Raw genomic sequence first — 14,863 nt, 5'->3', positions numbered from 1 at the left:
TCAGGGCATTTTTTCTTGATTATGATGGAGGAACGTCATGCTCATTACAACAAGCTTTAGAGCAAATGAACAAACAATTGAAACGGCAAAGGCCCTCGCAAAGGACTTGCATGGTGAGTATATCGAGCGGCGCAAACAATCTGTCAAACAGCTTGCGATCAAGCGGGGGGATGTACTGGTTGTTGGGAAAGAACGATTTGAATGGTATCAGCCAAATGGTGAAAAATTCTTTTTCCATCCAAGCTCAGCGATGTTTAGGGTGAAGCGGGTTATGCGAGGGGAAAAAGATCCATTAATAGAAGCAGCACAATTAAAGCCGGGCGATTCCTTTTTAGATTGTACGCTTGGCTTAGGATCTGATGCGATTACCGCAAGCTGCGCTACAGGAGCCAATGGAAAAGTGGCCGGTATTGAAAAAAATCCAATGACGGCATTGCTTGTTCGAGAAGGACTCAGCACATGGGAAACGGGTGTGAAAGAGGCAGACGAAGCGATGAAACGGATATCTGTCATCAGCGGGGATAGTATTGAGCAGTTAAAGAAGCTCCCTGATCGATCCTATGATATCGTCTATTTTGACCCAATGTTTGAAGAAACCATACAAGAGTCTGCTAGTATGATGCCGCTTCGTCATGCAGCTGAGCATCATTTTGACCATGAAACCGCTGTGAAAGAAGCAATGAGAGTGGCTAGAAAAAGAGTGGTTTTAAAAGATCATTGGAAAAGCACACGATTTACCACTGATTCCTATCAATTTCAGGTGATGAAACGTAAAACCGCCCAATTCCATTACGGATATATCTCAATAGAAGAAGACAAATCAACAAAACTTTAATCACTCTTAACAATTAAAAAAGCCCTATTTCAGGGCTTTTAATCGGTGATCTCCATATAGACAAAATAAAATAACGTCAGCAAGGAAGCTGTGATGAAAAATCCTTCAAGCATATCCATTCCTCCCAAATTTTAGTCGTCGTTACTGTCATTGTAAACGTTTTATCATGAAAAAGAAAGTCTCAACTCAATGACCAAATTGAATGACTGAAAATTCATTATATGCTAGAATAGCAGTATGATAACTTATGGAAGGAATTAGATATCATGAAAATGTGGATGAGAAAAACGCTCGTTGCACTCTTTACGATTGCGACTTTTGGCTTAATCTCTCCTCCATCAGCTTTGATGACAGACAAGCCATCTGAACTTTCTTCATCTGATAAATCACCTTATACAGCAGTTTATGATACATCAGATGATACGCGCAGCTGGGAATTATCGCAAGAAGACAACAAAGAGCGGGTAGACCCCTTTGAGCAATATAAGCAAGAGGTTCTATCAAGTGCAGAAAACCAATCCTTTCTCAAATTTGGTCGTAAAATCACACCTGTCATTGAGGACGAGTATAGAGAAGAGATTCAACCAAAAATTGAACAAGTGTTAACCGACTTTTTAACAAATTTCAAAGATGACGAAAAATTTCAAGATGTTGTTTTAACTGATCAGCCTTCAAGCGGAAATGGGGAAAAAATCTTCCACATTTATAATAGAAAGACTGGAGAAGATTTGCTTCGTTTTCATGTCAGGAGAGATCAGCCGCCTCACAGCGGATATTGGTTTAACTTTCACTACCATACAGCAGAAGATGGATTCCAGACGCATCATGAACTCGGTAATATTTACTGGGATAAAAACACCCCGCCGAGCTGGATGAGCCACTAGAAGGAGATGTCATGCCAATTGAAAAAGTATACAATGAACGAAATGGTTCGCATTACAAAACAGATGTTAAACGAGCGTGGAGTGAAAATAGAAGATATTGCACACATTGTGCTGAAACTCCAAGAGAAATACAACCCAAATCTTCCACTTAGTGTCTGCATTGAAAATGTTGAAAAAGTGCTGAATAAAAGGGAAATTGTCCACGCAGTTTTGACAGGACTTGCTCTTGATCAGCTGGCAGAAAAAAAGCTTTTGCCAGAACCTTTGCAGCATTTAGTTGAAACAGATGAACCGCTATATGGAATTGATGAGATTATTCCGCTTTCCATTGTCAATGTATATGGATCAATCGGTTTGACCAACTTCGGTTATCTAGACAAAGAGAAATTTGGTATTATTAGAGAATTAGATGAAGGTCGTCCTGGTGAAGTACACACCTTCCTCGATGACCTTGTCGCTGCGCTTGCCGCTGCAGCAGCAAGTCGCATAGCTCACTCTCACCAAGATATTAAGGACGAAGAGCAGGATCGAGTGAATCAAGCATAAAAAGAAAAACATGTCTGCTCATCTTGCAGACATGTTTTTTTGGTTTCAACAAAAGCAGAAATAAGGTAAACTACAACAAGAACATAAATAAAGGATGAAAAAAATGAAACAATACAAAGAGTTATGCCGTCATGTATTACAGCACGGGGATGAAAAAGGTGACAGAACAGGAACAGGCACTATCAGCACGTTCGGTTACCAAATGAGATTTGATTTACAGGAAGGGTTTCCTTTATTAACAACAAAGAAATTACACCTGAAATCAATCATTCATGAGTTACTGTGGTTTTTAAAAGGTGATACAAATGTCAAATATCTTCAAGAAAATGGTGTCCGTATTTGGAATGAATGGGCAGATGAAAATGGAGAGCTAGGGCGTGTGTATGGTGCGCAGTGGAGATCATGGGCGAGTGGAGACGGAGAGACAGTAGATCAGATCAGCAAGCTGATCCATGATATTGAGAATCATCCTAATTCGAGAAGATTGATTGTCAGTGCGTGGAATCCAGGAGAAATTGATCAGATGGCGCTGCCTCCTTGTCATTGCTTGTTTCAATTTTACGTATCAAACGGTAAATTATCGTGCCAGCTCTATCAACGTTCGGCAGATATCTTTTTAGGTGTGCCTTTTAATATTGCTTCGTATGCACTTCTAACGATGATGATTGCCAAAGTGACAAACCTTGAGCCAGGAGAGTTTATTCATACGCTAGGAGATGCTCATATTTATCAAAATCATCTTCCGCAGGTCAAAATGCAATTAGAGCGTGAGGAGCGCACACTTCCGCAGCTTCGCATCACTAGAGATGTCAAAAGTATTTTTGATTTTACGTTTGATGATTTTGTGCTTGAGAACTATGATCCACATCCGCATATTAAAGGAGAAGTCAGTGTATGATTTCCATGATAGTGGCGACAGGAAAAGACAGAGTCATTGGCAAAGATAATCAAATGCCTTGGCATTTACCCGCTGATTTAGCGTATTTTAAAAAAGTCACAAGTGGACATACCATTGTCATGGGCAGAAAAACGTTTGAATCAATTGGACGAGCACTGCCTAACCGCCGGAATATCGTGTTAACCACAAGTTCCTCTTTTCAAGCTGAAGGATGCGAGGTAGTTCATTCAATCGATGATATTTTAACCATTGCGAAGACCGAGGAAGAATTATTGATCATTGGCGGGTCTAAGCTGTATGAGGAAATGATGCCATATGCAGATCGTCTATATATCACGCACATTCATCATTCATTTGAAGGCGACCGTTTCTTCCCTTATTACGATGAAGAGAATTGGACGGTTGTATCACGTGAAAAAGGCCATCGTGACGAAAAGAACCCCTACAATTATGAATTTGTCGTCTATGACAGAAAAGAAGGATAAGTGAGTAGGAGGAGTACGGTTGTTTCGTTATTGGTTTTTAACGATTTATGTTGTTGTATCCTTTTTTAAAAGTATAAGGCATTTGTATGATCATGAATTAACGGATCCACGCATTTCCTATACGAAACGAATGCATCTCATCCATGAGCATGCAAAAAGGTTTGCCAGAGGGTGTATTGATCAATCAGGGTCGGTCATGACCATTCATCAGCAAAAAAAGCTGCCAGATGGTCCTGTTATTTATGTCACAGAAGCACATCATCCAGTGACGACGACATTGCTGATTGGTCACTTAGAGAAGCCATTTGCTTTTATGGCAAAACCGCATCTGTTTCGCTATCCCATCTTAAAACAATGGTTGAAGAAGATGGCGGTGATCAAGCAGAATCAATCTGATGAGGCGTTATTAGAAGAAGCAAGAGAAAGAGTTCTATCTGGCCAGAGTCTGTTGCTTTCTGAACAGTATCGTGTCATGGCAGAAACGCTTGCTGAAGAATGTAACTGCTCACTTGTTCCGGTTGAAACAAGCGGCACAGACCGTCTTTTAACAGGGAAGATCGTCAAAAGACTTCGTCCAGTTAATGTCGATATCCATATAAAAGCACCGGTCAAGATGAGTGATTACGCACAAAAGCGCGCATAGAAAAAGCCAGCATCCACATTCGGATGCTGGTTTTTTGATCATGCTGGGATGTTGACGCAATAGAATAGAATGCAGAAGAACATGGATGCACTTCCGCCGAGAACAAAGCTGTGCCAAATCGCATGATGATAGGGAATTTTCCGCCAAATATAAAAGATCGTTCCGACTGAATACAAAATACCGCCTAATAGTAAGAGGCTGAATCCAGCTCCTGTTAATTGAATGTACAGAGGTTTAATTGCGATGATAATCATCCAGCCCATTAATAAATAAACAAGGGTGGATACAATGATAAACCGTTTGACGAAAAAGATTTTAAAAACGATACCGCCTGCAGCAAGCGCCCATACAATTGCAAGAAGAGTATAGCCAAGTGCGCCTTTTAATGGGCCAAGCAAAAATGGCGTATATGTACCAGCAATCAATACATAAATCGCAGAGTGGTCAAGGATTTCAAATACATCTTTTGTTTTTTTGTGCCGAATGCTATGAAGCAAAGTAGAGCTTAAATAAAGCAGCAGCATCGACGCGCCAAATATCGAAAAGCTAATAATGTCAGTGACAGTGCCGTATTGAACAGCGAATAAAACGAGAAAAACAATGGCGGGAATGGATAAAATGACGCCAATGCCATGTGTAATTGCGTTGGCAATTTCTTCTTTTACAGTAAACAATGGATGTCCTCCTTTATTGAACCGGTATATAACCATCAAGCGACTTCAGAAATGAGAGACCTTCAAGTGTAATCTTCGTTCCAGCTCTGCCTTTCCCTTTTGTCACATAGGCTTTTTTCTCAAGATCATCTAATCGACTCCTGACTTGCTGAGGGGTCAGCGGGATGTCGCCTTGTTTGCTTAACTCAGACAAGATACGTCTGCTGGCTGCTTCTCCTTTTTCATTTAGAGACTTAATGGCTTCGAGTAAGAAAACAAATTCTTGTTTCTCCATAAGCGTGAGCTGGTGTTCTTCTTTTTTTCCTTTACCAGCTGTTTGTTGAGGTAATAATACAAAAGGTGGCAAGTGATGCAAGAAAACTGTTTGCCCTTCGAGAATCGCGGCTGCATAATGAACGATATTTTTGAGCTCCTGGACATTTCCTTCAAACGAATATTGCTGTAAGACTTCCCACACACTTGAGTCGATATCAGGCGTCATGTTCAGTTCTTGAAAGAAAGCAGCGGTTAAAATAGGAATATCTGTTTTTCGATCTTCTAAAGGCGGGAGAGGGATATGAAGCACATTGAGCCGATAAAACAGCTCAGGTAAAAAACTGGACGAAACGCTCATCGCCTCTAATGATAAAGACGAAGAAGCAATGATTTTTGTTGCAGGAGAATCTTCGAGAAAACGAATGACCTGATGCTGCATAGGAATACTGAGTGCGCTGACTTCGTCTAAATAAAGCACATGATTTGCCGCATGAGTAAATGCTTCCTGCAAAGTCACTTCATCTACAATGGGGCAATAGATATATTTCATCGAAGCCTGCGCAGCAAATGAATGGGCCATTTCTTGTGCAAAGCGTGATTTGCCTGTTCCAATTTCACCTGTGATCAACACAGGCTGATCGTTTTTCGTGAATTGTTTTGCCAAATGAATGGCGTGTTTTATATCTTGGTGTTCTCCATATATATTAGCAAACGGATGTGTGGTCATCGAGCGATTCCTTTCTTTTGGTTCTAATTGGTTTTATTATAACACCCAATTAGAACAAATGTATAGAAAAACGAAAAAGTTCATGAAATTTATCTCCGATCCATGATCTATTGGTTTATTTTTTGAATATTCATGTTATAATGACAAATTAAATAAGGTTAAAGAGAAAGGATCTTGTACATGAAACCGTTGCTCAAAGAAAACACGCTAATTCAAGTGAAAGACATCTTAAAAGCCCATCAAAATTTGAAGGATGTAGTGATTCACACACCACTTCAAAAAAATGAGCGACTTTCTGAACGATATGAATGTAATGTCTACTTAAAAAGAGAGGACCTGCAAGTTGTTCGTTCTTTTAAATTAAGAGGCGCTTTTAATAAAATGAGCCAGTTGCCAAAAGAAAAACTAGAAAACGGCATTGTTTGTGCCAGTGCAGGAAATCACGCACAAGGCGTTGCCTATTCTTGCAAATATTTAGGTATCCACGGGAAAATCTTTATGCCTGCTACCACACCAAGGCAAAAAGTATCTCAAGTGGAGCTGTTCGGAAAAGAATATGTTGACATTATCTTAACCGGAGATACCTTTGATGATTCGTATCATGAAGCAGTCAAATGCGGAGATAAGGAAAAGCGGGAATTTATCCATCCATTTGATGATTTAGATGTCATGGCAGGACAAGGAACAACTGCTGTAGAAATATTAAATGATATCGAAGTGGAGCCTCACTTTTTATTTGCAAGTGTTGGGGGCGGAGGTTTGTTATCTGGCGTTGGCACGTATATTAAAAATATCGCACCAGAAACAGAAATTATTGCAGTCGAGCCGCTTGGTGCCGCCTCACTTCATGCTTCCCACGAGAAAGGGGAGGTTGTCACACTTGATTCAATAGATAAGTTTGTAGATGGAGCAGCGGTTCAGCGGATTGGCGAAAAGACGTTTACGTCGCTTCAGTCTGTTGTCGATAAGATTAGTCTTGTACCAGAAGGAAAAGTATGTACAACCATTTTAGAGCTGTATAATCAATGTGCAATTGTAGCTGAGCCAGCGGGTGCGTTACCGATCGCGGCTTTAGATGCACATCGTGAGGAGATTAAAGGGAAAAATGTCGTTTGTATTGTCAGCGGAGGCAATAATGACATTGGCCGAATGCAAGAAATCAAAGAACGCTCCATGATTTATGAAGGACTCCAGCATTATTTCATCGTTAATTTTCCGCAAAGAGCAGGTGCTCTCAGGGAATTTTTAGATGAAGTGTTAGGGCCAAATGATGATATCTCACGCTTTGAATATACGAAAAAGAATAACCGAAGCAAAGGACCTGCGCTTGTTGGGATCGAATTGAAAGAAAGAGATGACTATGCAGCGCTGATTGACCGAATGAATAAAAAAGGCTTCCACTATGTTGAAGTGAATAAAGATCAAGATTTATTCCACCTATTTATTTAGGCTTAACAGATAATTGGAAAAGAGGATTGATCGTTTGTGCTGCTCAAAACAATATGTTTTAGACGGATGGATGGAGCTCAGATCAAGGTAACAGAAGTCCCTGTTTTAAAGGGAGATGAATCCTATGGTTTCATGCTCACCTTTAGACTTGAAGCTTTCTTGAAAAAAGTCTATGTATCTAAGGGAAAGAGGCATGTGTACTCTTTCAGGGAGGATGTGAAACGTAACGTCAAGTGGAGCACATATGAACAGATCTACCAAGAGCCTACACTAAAACACAATGCGTAAATTGGAATCTTTGCCAAAGAGAGTGAGCGGCCATTTTCAAATGGCGGCTACTCATCTTGGCAAGGATTTTTTACATGAAAAGAAGAAAATGTGACAATTTCAAAAACGTTCTGACAGTTGTTTTCAAGTATGCACGAAATAAGGTAATATCATATGTAAAGACTAAGACAGCAAGGATGAGACGATAGTGAAACAAATTAAAATTGTAACAGATTCAACTGTGGACCTTCCGCAAGAAAAAATCAATGATCTTTCCATTCATGTCATTCCGCTCAATATCTCCATTTCTGGGGTTGATTATATTGACCGAGTGAACATACAGCCAGATGAATTTATTGAAAAAATGGAGGCCGCTGAGGAACTGCCGAAAACGTCTCAACCTGCCATCGGTCAATTCGTCGAATTATATGAAAAACTGACGGCAGATGGAAGCGAAGTTATTAGTATCCATTTAACTGGTGGGATGAGTGGTACGGTTCAAACTGCTGAAAGCGCTTCTAAAATGGTAGACGGACATATCACTGTCATCGATTCGAATTTTATTTCCTATGGTTTAGGGTTTCAAGTCACCAAAGCAGCAGAGCTTGCAAAAAAAGGGGCAAGCCGTGATGACATCCTCAAAGAAATGGACAAAATTCGTCTTAAAACAAAGCTATTTGTCACAATCGATACATTAGAAAATCTCGTGAAAGGTGGACGAATTGGAAGAGGAAAGGCGCTGATCGGTTCACTTCTTCATATTAAACCAATTGCCAGCTTAACAGACGGCATATACACACCAGAAGCGAATGTGAGAAGTTACTCCGCTCTTGTCCGCTATTTGACAAAACAGTATGTACAGGCGGTGAAAGGGAAAACCGTTCAGGCCATTGGGATTGCACATGCAGACGCATTAGAACTTGCAGAAAAGCTTAAAGTAGCACTGCTTGATCACACACCTGATGCACTAGTTGACATCGCTTATACAACACCGATTATTTCCTGTCATACTGGTAAGGGCGCTATAGGCTTTACTTTTTATACCGATTGATTGAAAAGGGGATGTAATTGTCATGTATACAAAAAGGGGAGCCTTATTTGGTGCGCTTACGATCATAAGCGTGCTTCTTTTAGTCTCATGTTCAAATGGACAAATCAAGGATGCGTTAAATTATCAAATCCAGCCGTTTGAGTATCAAAACCAGGATGGTCAAAAGGTGTCGCTCGACGATTTAAAGGGGAAAGTCTGGGTGGCAGATTTTATTTTCACAAGCTGTGAAACGATTTGCCCGCCGATGACCGCACATATGACAGAGCTACAAAAACGGTTAAAAGAGGAAAAATTGGATGCGCACATCATTTCATTTAGCGTCGACCCAGAGGTGGATTCACCGAAAAAGCTAAAGGAATTTGCAAAAGCATATCCATTATCCTTTAAAAATTGGGATTTTCTCACTGGTTACTCGCAGTCAGCGATTGAAAAATTTGCAATGAAAAGCTTTAAGACGATTGTGAAAAAACCTGAAGACGAAGACCAAGTGATACACCAATCTCTGTTTTTCCTCGTTGATCAAGAAGGAAAAGTGATGAAAAACTATGATGGTGTTCAAAATACGCCATATGATGAAATCATCAAGGACATCAAAACACTGAATCGAAGCTAGCATGAGGATGTTCAAATGAGCGAAAACATGATACACTTTTTTAATCAGAAAAAGGAGGGACATCATCGTTTGAAGGCTCGTTTGATTTTGATTGTGATGTCTCTAGCTTTTGTTCTTTCTGCATGTTCCGCGCAAGAGGCTGGCATAAAGGATAAACTAGAAGACACACAAAACGTAAAAGAACATATTACGATCGCAGCGGTTGGAGATTCCTTAACAGAAGGAATCGGAGATCAAAATAAAAAAGGGTATGCCGGCATCACCCGTGACAAGATAGAAGCGGTGGACGGTGTACAGTCTGTTACATTAAAAAACTATGCCATTAAAGGCAGTAGAACGGTAGATTTATTAAAAAGATTAAAAGAAAAAAAAGTGCAGGATGGACTGAAAGACGCTGATTATATTTTCTTTACGATCGGCGGAAATGACTTAATGCATGTCGTCCGTCAAAATGTGCTCAACTTGACATTTGCTCCTTTTCAAAAAGAGCAAGGTCCTTTTGAAGAGCGTTTTAAGACCATTCTTGCTCAATTAAGAGAGCATAATGACCATGCAAAAATCATGTATGTCAGTATGTACAATCCTTTTAAGTTCAGCTTGTCTGAGCTGAGAGATATTGATGAGGTCGTCAAAGACTGGAATGCTGCTGCCGAAAAAGAACTAAAAAAAGACGGCAATGCTGATATGATCGATGTAGCAGATTTATTTGAAGATGATAAAGATGAAAAATTACTGGCAGATGATGATTTCCACCCAAACCAAAAGGGGTACTCTCTTATGGCAAATCGTTTATTCTCAGAAGTGAAAAAAGAAGGACTGCCGAAGGAATAGGGTGAAAAGATGAAAAAATGGAAGAGTTTATTTTTTATTTTACTGTCAATTAATCTATTGATTGTTCTTGTATGCGGTATTTTTATGCTGCTGCCGAGCGATCAATCCGCTTCGAAAAAAGAAGTAAACAGCGAGTATGCTTTTAACATTTCTAGTTCAAAAGAGTCGCTTACCAGCTTTGTCAATGATTATTTGAAAAACCAAGGATCAAGCGATATGCCCGATTTTCATGTTGCGATTGACCAAGATGTGAAAGTAACAGGTGCAATCAAAGCTTTTTCTTCAACGATTAATGCAAATGTATCATTTACACCATCTGTTGAAGATAATGGGGATGTTCTGCTGAAAGTAGATGACTTTTCAATTGGACAATTAAGCATCCCAATCAGTTTTGTTTTAAGCTACATGGGTCAATTCTATGAACTGCCTGATTTCGTTCATGTGAAACCAGACCAAAAAACGGTGGAAGTGCGCCTTTCAGAAATGCCGCTGACGAATGATATGTATGTCAAAGCGAACAAAATTGACCTTGAGAATGATGAAATTGAATTCTCATATTATCATCCAAAGCAATAGAACGTGTAAGTCAGGAGTGAAACTATGAAGCGAGTCTATCAATATTTTAGTTTACTGTCGCTCTTATTTGCTGCATACTTTGGCATGACAGCTGCCTCTCATTTAAAAGCAGAAAATATCGACCAGTTTTACTTAAATATCGCCTATTGTGCATTATTTTTAGGTACCATGATTCTTGCTTTTGATTTTCAAAAACAAGAAAAATCTGAAGATGTCTCGTAAATAGCCTTTTCCATTTGGAAAGGCTATTTATCTTATTTTCAGCGTGATTGAAAATCTTTGCATTCTAGGAAGGACGAGTACCGGCGCAGAGTGAATGTGACATTCGTGAGCACCGGCACGCAGGACTGACACCGAATGCGAGGGTTTGTCTACACGCTGAGAGCCTTTTCCATTTGGAAAGGCTCTGTTTACATTTGGTGAGACAAGACGACTTTTGCCATTAGCTCTGGCTCTCCGTTTGCAAATCCATGAAGTAAAATAAGATAGGCCCGCTTTGTTTGCAGGTGAACTTTCGGAATATCAAGCAGTACACTTTGAGTACCGGCAGCTTTTAATTCAAAGTGATACTTATTCGGAGAGAAGTGGTGGGTTTGGGTGCCGTTCACATATCCGAGCTCCTTTGATAACATGCCTTGATCTCGTTCATATATATCAATGAAAGGGAGGTCTGGTGACAGCTGGATAAACGTGAGTGCTGATAGCTCATCTTGCTTAATCAGCGAGTCTTGCTTTTCTGTGAGCAGCGCAAAGCCGGTACGAGCTCCTGTGATACATAGCGTGTAAGTCTCGTTTCCATTAATCATCATACGAGAAGAAAGAATTCTTTCTTTTGTAGCCAGCTTGAATACTTCTATCTCATAAACACCCTCATCCCATTCCATATAAGCAGACAGCTGACCGTATGGCAGCTTTTTTTGGATTGGCTGCTGATTTACAAATACAGCAAGCTCACTTAAATCCGGTGCAGCGTGAAATAAACGAATAATAGCTTTGGAAATGGTGTTTCTCGGATGGTATGGGGGAAAGGTAGCTAATGGACGATATAGAAATTGATTCATCTCGTAGAGCTGCTGCACGTCTTTATCCCTTCTTTCTCTGCAATGTGTTTTTTGTAGCGTATGCAAGAAAGGGACGATCTGTATAGGCAAAAGAAACATAGAAAAAAGCCTGACAAAAAGTGTCAGGCTCTCGTATTAAGAAGGAGATGAATATTGATGATATTCAGCCAGCTTAATGAACGTTTTTTCATCCTCAATTAATCCGCACACGCCGCACTGGACTTTGATTTTCGGTCCTTGATAGTTCATGTGAAAAGGAGAAAGCTGATCTCCTTCATATGTTTCGACAATAGCTCCAGTTGCTGGATCAAGTTTCACAGGTTCTGAATGCTGCTCGATGAGGTTAAAACGCGTTCTGTTGGTTTTGCAGTTCGGACAAAGATATGGACTTGTCATGGTTCATTCCACCTTTTTATCCGTAGCATGTCCTCCACGCTAAAATCTATGCTTAATCCTTTTGACTTTTATCCAGCTTTTTAAATAACTTGATCATCGTTTTCAGTTCTTCATCATCAAATGATTCAAATCGTTCCATGAAGTATTCTGTTTTCTTTTTCTCAAAATGCTCAGTAATTTCCTTACCCTTATCGGTTAAGTGGATTTTGATGATGCGTCGATCCTCTTTTGAACGGATACGAGTGATCCAGCCTTTTTCTACAAGCGTGTCGGTTACAGCTGTAATATGGCTTGCTGATACACCGAGAATTGAGGCGAATTCCGTTACTTTTTTTGCGCCTTGTTCACGCAGCAGATTTAAAATGAGAAATTCATTCCGAGATAATTCGTTTTCAAGCAAGCTGTTAATTTCATAACGTATTTGCTTAAATACGGTTCTCAGTAAAGTATCCATTTCATACATCATTTGTTTTCTTTGTTCCAATCATTAAACCCCCATTATATTTTAAGATACGACAGAATGCTTTCATTTGTTTTTAGGTATACAAGTCGTATCATTTTCATTATTTTTTATCATGTTATAATATGATGATACCATTTTTTAAATGAAGGGGGCACTAATATGTCTGAAAAACAAGAATTAGCCACATTTGCTGGAGGCTGTTTCTGGTGTATGGTTAAACCTTTTGATGAACAGCCAGGCATTATCAAAGTTGAATCAGGGTATACTGGCGGACATACAGTGAATCCAACCTATGAGGAAGTATGTACAAATACAACAGGCCATAGAGAAGCCGTTCAAATTACCTTTGATCCAGACGTTTTTCCGTATGAGAAGCTATTAGAACTATATTGGCAGCAAATAGACCCAACAGATGATGGAGGACAATTTGGTGATAGAGGAGAGTCCTACCGTACAGGGATTTATGTCCACAATGAAAAACAAAGGCAACTTGCAGAAACATCAAAAGAGCAGCTGAGCCAAAGTGGAATTTTCCAAAAGCCAATCGTGACAGAAATTTTAGAGGCTGGTCCTTTTTATCCTGCTGAGGAATATCATCAGCATTATTATAAAAAGAACAAAATGCACTACGAACGATACCATGTCGGTTCGGGCAGAGCAGGTTTTATTCAATCTCATTGGAGTGATAAATAATGGCTAACGAAAAAGAGCAGCGCATCAAAGAATTAAACCGAATGCAGTACGAAGTGACGCAAAATAATGGAACTGAGCCGCCATTTCAAAATGAATTTTGGGATCATAAGGAAGAGGGCATTTATGTAGATATCATTTCAGGCAAGCCATTGTTTTCTTCTTTAGATAAATTTGATGCCCATTGCGGCTGGCCAAGTTTTACAAAGCCGATTGAAGATCAAGAGGTAGAAGAGAAAGTAGATACGAGCCATGGCATGGTGCGGACTGAAGTTCGCAGTAAGACGGCCGACTCTCACCTTGGTCATGTATTCCCTGACGGCCCAGGGCCAAACGGTCTTCGATATTGTATTAATTCTGCCGCTTTAAAGTTTATCCCGAAGGATGATCTTGAAAAAGAAGGCTATGGTCATTTGAAACACATCTTTCAATAATTGATTTTAAAAATCGTCACATGGAAGTCAGCTGCTTCCGTGTGACGATTTTTTTATTTTTTATGGTGGGTATGATGTAATTGTTCAATGATGTGAAACAGCTTCTCTTTTGTAATGAGCGGTGCTTCGTTTGATGTGTAATGGGTCAAATGAACTTTTTGAAAATGAGGGTGAAGATGTGGTCTTGGTAAAATGGCATAAAATTGTTCATGTTCAAACAGTGCATCTGCCTCGTGAGGGAATGTGAGTTCCTCGTGAAGTTTTTCTCCAGGTCTTTTTCCGACAACGAGAATATCAGGAGAAGGAACATTAATCTGACGACCGGCATATTCATGAAATGCTTTCAATAGATCAGCCAGCTGTAATGACTCCATCTTGAGAATGAATGTTTCGCCGCCTTTCATCATGATAGCTGCTTCAAGCGTGAGGGATACAGCTTCTTCGATAGACATAAAAAAGCGTGTCATCTTAGGATCAGTTACAGTTAGAGGTTGTTCATTTAACAACTGTTGAAGCATGATGGGGATGACGGAACCCCTTGATCCAAGCACATTGCCAAACCGGACAGAGCAAAACCTCGTTTTCTGATTTGAAATACTTTCATTCGCTTGAAAAAACAATTTTTCTGAAATTAATTTTGTAGCTCCCATGGCATTTGTCGGAGAAACCGCTTTGTCGGTTGAAATGTTGACAACATGACTGACTTCATGTTCAAGTGCTGCTTCAATGACATGCTGTCCGCCGATGATGTTGGTTTGGACAGCTTCAAACGGATTATCTTCGCAGGTGGGTACTTGTTTGAGTGCAGCTGCATGGAAGATGATATCTACCCCTTTGGCAAGCTGCCTGACGCGGCTGGCATCCCGCACATCTCCAAGTGCAAATACGACCTCTGGATGCGCCGCATATTCGTTTTTCATCATGTATTGTTTACTGTCATCTTTACTGAAGACAATGACCTTTTTAGGAGAGCAGGCTGTTAATTTTTTCACAATCTGCCGGCCAATCGAACCCGTACCGCCTGTGACCAAGATGATTTTGTCACGAAAAAAGGTCTTCAAACTCGTTTCTATTTGTTTGGACAT

At 40.0% G+C, this 14,863-nt stretch carries 21 protein-coding genes; 15 read left to right on the top strand and 6 right to left on the bottom strand.

Going from position 1 to position 14,863, the window contains the following annotated elements:
* The first annotated feature begins 37 nt into the window (after positions 1-37).
* The 6 genes from NST73_RS10260 to NST73_RS10235 all read left to right on the top strand — a co-directional run bounded on the left by NST73_RS10260 (position 38) and on the right by NST73_RS10235 (position 4,291).
* Positions 38-835 (top strand): class I SAM-dependent methyltransferase, encoded by a 798-nt coding sequence (locus NST73_RS10260; protein ID WP_144679463.1) that lies wholly within the window; start codon positions 38-40, stop codon positions 833-835.
* Between the two features lie 266 nt (positions 836-1,101).
* Positions 1,102-1,719, top strand: a complete 618-nt coding sequence (locus NST73_RS10255) for a YpjP family protein (protein WP_024718552.1) — start codon at positions 1,102-1,104, stop codon at positions 1,717-1,719.
* A gap of 18 nt (positions 1,720-1,737) precedes the next feature.
* Entirely contained in the window at positions 1,738-2,265 is a 528-nt protein-coding gene (locus NST73_RS10250; RefSeq protein ID WP_008346387.1) for a phosphatidylglycerophosphatase A, read from the top strand.
* A gap of 103 nt (positions 2,266-2,368) precedes the next feature.
* Entirely contained in the window at positions 2,369-3,163 is a 795-nt protein-coding gene (locus NST73_RS10245; RefSeq protein WP_017367468.1) for a thymidylate synthase, read from the top strand.
* Positions 3,160-3,648, top strand: a complete 489-nt coding sequence (folA, locus tag NST73_RS10240; protein WP_024718553.1) for a type 3 dihydrofolate reductase — start codon at positions 3,160-3,162, stop codon at positions 3,646-3,648. Before NST73_RS10245 ends, folA begins: the two co-directional genes overlap by 4 nt.
* Positions 3,649-3,667: 19 nt before the next feature.
* The gene (locus NST73_RS10235) at positions 3,668-4,291 is read left to right on the top strand and encodes an acyltransferase (RefSeq protein WP_035703293.1); all 624 of its coding nucleotides are present in this window, start codon (positions 3,668-3,670) and stop codon (positions 4,289-4,291) included.
* Positions 4,292-4,329: 38 nt separating this feature from the next.
* On the opposite strand, the gene NST73_RS10230 is transcribed toward NST73_RS10235, so the two are convergent.
* Both NST73_RS10230 and NST73_RS10225 read right to left on the bottom strand, forming a co-directional pair.
* On the bottom strand, positions 4,330-4,965 hold the full coding sequence (locus NST73_RS10230; RefSeq protein ID WP_008346394.1) for a hemolysin III family protein: 636 nt from the start codon (positions 4,963-4,965) through the stop codon (positions 4,330-4,332).
* 13 nt (positions 4,966-4,978) lie between these two features.
* Entirely contained in the window at positions 4,979-5,947 is a 969-nt protein-coding gene (locus NST73_RS10225) for a sigma 54-interacting transcriptional regulator (protein WP_024718555.1), read from the bottom strand.
* A 180-nt stretch (positions 5,948-6,127) separates the two neighbouring features.
* On the opposite strand from NST73_RS10225, the gene ilvA reads away from it, so the two are divergent.
* The 7 genes from ilvA (at position 6,128) to ypmT (ending at position 10,956) form a co-directional block, all read left to right on the top strand.
* Complete coding sequence (ilvA, locus tag NST73_RS10220; RefSeq protein ID WP_045035067.1) at positions 6,128-7,396, top strand: threonine ammonia-lyase IlvA; 1,269 nt, start codon at positions 6,128-6,130, stop codon at positions 7,394-7,396.
* Between the two features lie 36 nt (positions 7,397-7,432).
* The gene (locus tag NST73_RS10215) at positions 7,433-7,684 is read left to right on the top strand and encodes a YpmP family protein (protein WP_008346400.1); all 252 of its coding nucleotides are present in this window, start codon (positions 7,433-7,435) and stop codon (positions 7,682-7,684) included.
* A gap of 187 nt (positions 7,685-7,871) precedes the next feature.
* Entirely contained in the window at positions 7,872-8,714 is an 843-nt protein-coding gene (locus tag NST73_RS10210) for a DegV family protein (RefSeq protein WP_135009175.1), read from the top strand.
* 22 nt (positions 8,715-8,736) lie between these two features.
* Positions 8,737-9,327, top strand: a complete 591-nt coding sequence (locus tag NST73_RS10205) for a cytochrome c oxidase assembly protein (protein ID WP_007500791.1) — start codon at positions 8,737-8,739, stop codon at positions 9,325-9,327.
* Between the two features lie 69 nt (positions 9,328-9,396).
* Positions 9,397-10,158, top strand: coding sequence for an SGNH/GDSL hydrolase family protein (locus NST73_RS10200; protein WP_017359696.1), 762 nt, complete (start codon positions 9,397-9,399; stop codon positions 10,156-10,158).
* Positions 10,159-10,167: 9 nt separating this feature from the next.
* Positions 10,168-10,734 carry a YpmS family protein gene (locus tag NST73_RS10195; RefSeq protein WP_024718556.1) on the top strand — a complete coding sequence of 189 codons (567 nt, stop codon included), beginning with the start codon at positions 10,168-10,170 and terminating at the stop codon, positions 10,732-10,734.
* Positions 10,735-10,758: 24 nt separating this feature from the next.
* Positions 10,759-10,956: a protein YpmT gene (gene ypmT / locus NST73_RS10190; protein ID WP_144679465.1), complete on the top strand. Its 198-nt coding sequence runs from the start codon at positions 10,759-10,761 to the stop codon at positions 10,954-10,956.
* Between the two features lie 188 nt (positions 10,957-11,144).
* Here the strand turns inward: ypmT and NST73_RS10185 are convergent, their stop codons facing one another.
* The 3 genes from NST73_RS10185 to NST73_RS10175 all read right to left on the bottom strand — a co-directional run bounded on the left by NST73_RS10185 (position 11,145) and on the right by NST73_RS10175 (position 12,675).
* On the bottom strand, positions 11,145-11,813 hold the full coding sequence (locus NST73_RS10185; RefSeq protein WP_144679467.1) for a DUF4397 domain-containing protein: 669 nt from the start codon (positions 11,811-11,813) through the stop codon (positions 11,145-11,147).
* 117 nt (positions 11,814-11,930) lie between these two features.
* Positions 11,931-12,191, bottom strand: coding sequence for a hypothetical protein (locus NST73_RS10180; protein ID WP_008346413.1), 261 nt, complete (start codon positions 12,189-12,191; stop codon positions 11,931-11,933).
* A 52-nt stretch (positions 12,192-12,243) separates the two neighbouring features.
* A complete protein-coding gene (locus tag NST73_RS10175; protein ID WP_007500780.1) occupies positions 12,244-12,675 on the bottom strand; it encodes a MarR family transcriptional regulator in 432 nt (143 codons plus the stop codon).
* 138 nt (positions 12,676-12,813) lie between these two features.
* Between NST73_RS10175 and msrA the strand changes: the two genes are divergently transcribed.
* A complete protein-coding gene (msrA, locus tag NST73_RS10170) occupies positions 12,814-13,347 on the top strand; it encodes a peptide-methionine (S)-S-oxide reductase MsrA (RefSeq protein WP_017367464.1) in 534 nt (177 codons plus the stop codon).
* The gene (msrB, locus tag NST73_RS10165) at positions 13,347-13,778 is read left to right on the top strand and encodes a peptide-methionine (R)-S-oxide reductase MsrB (protein WP_007500777.1); all 432 of its coding nucleotides are present in this window, start codon (positions 13,347-13,349) and stop codon (positions 13,776-13,778) included. Before msrA ends, msrB begins: the two co-directional genes overlap by 1 nt.
* A 53-nt stretch (positions 13,779-13,831) precedes the next feature.
* Here the strand turns inward: msrB and NST73_RS10160 are convergent, their stop codons facing one another.
* Complete coding sequence (locus NST73_RS10160) at positions 13,832-14,863, bottom strand: SDR family NAD(P)-dependent oxidoreductase (RefSeq protein ID WP_342499082.1); 1,032 nt, start codon at positions 14,861-14,863, stop codon at positions 13,832-13,834.

Source organism: Bacillus sp. FSL W7-1034, from assembly GCF_038593365.1.
Classification (GTDB): Bacteria; Bacillota; Bacilli; order Bacillales; family Bacillaceae; genus Bacillus; species Bacillus altitudinis.
Note: the sequence above shows the minus strand (reverse complement) of the source record. Positions and strands in the feature narration are given on the sequence as shown.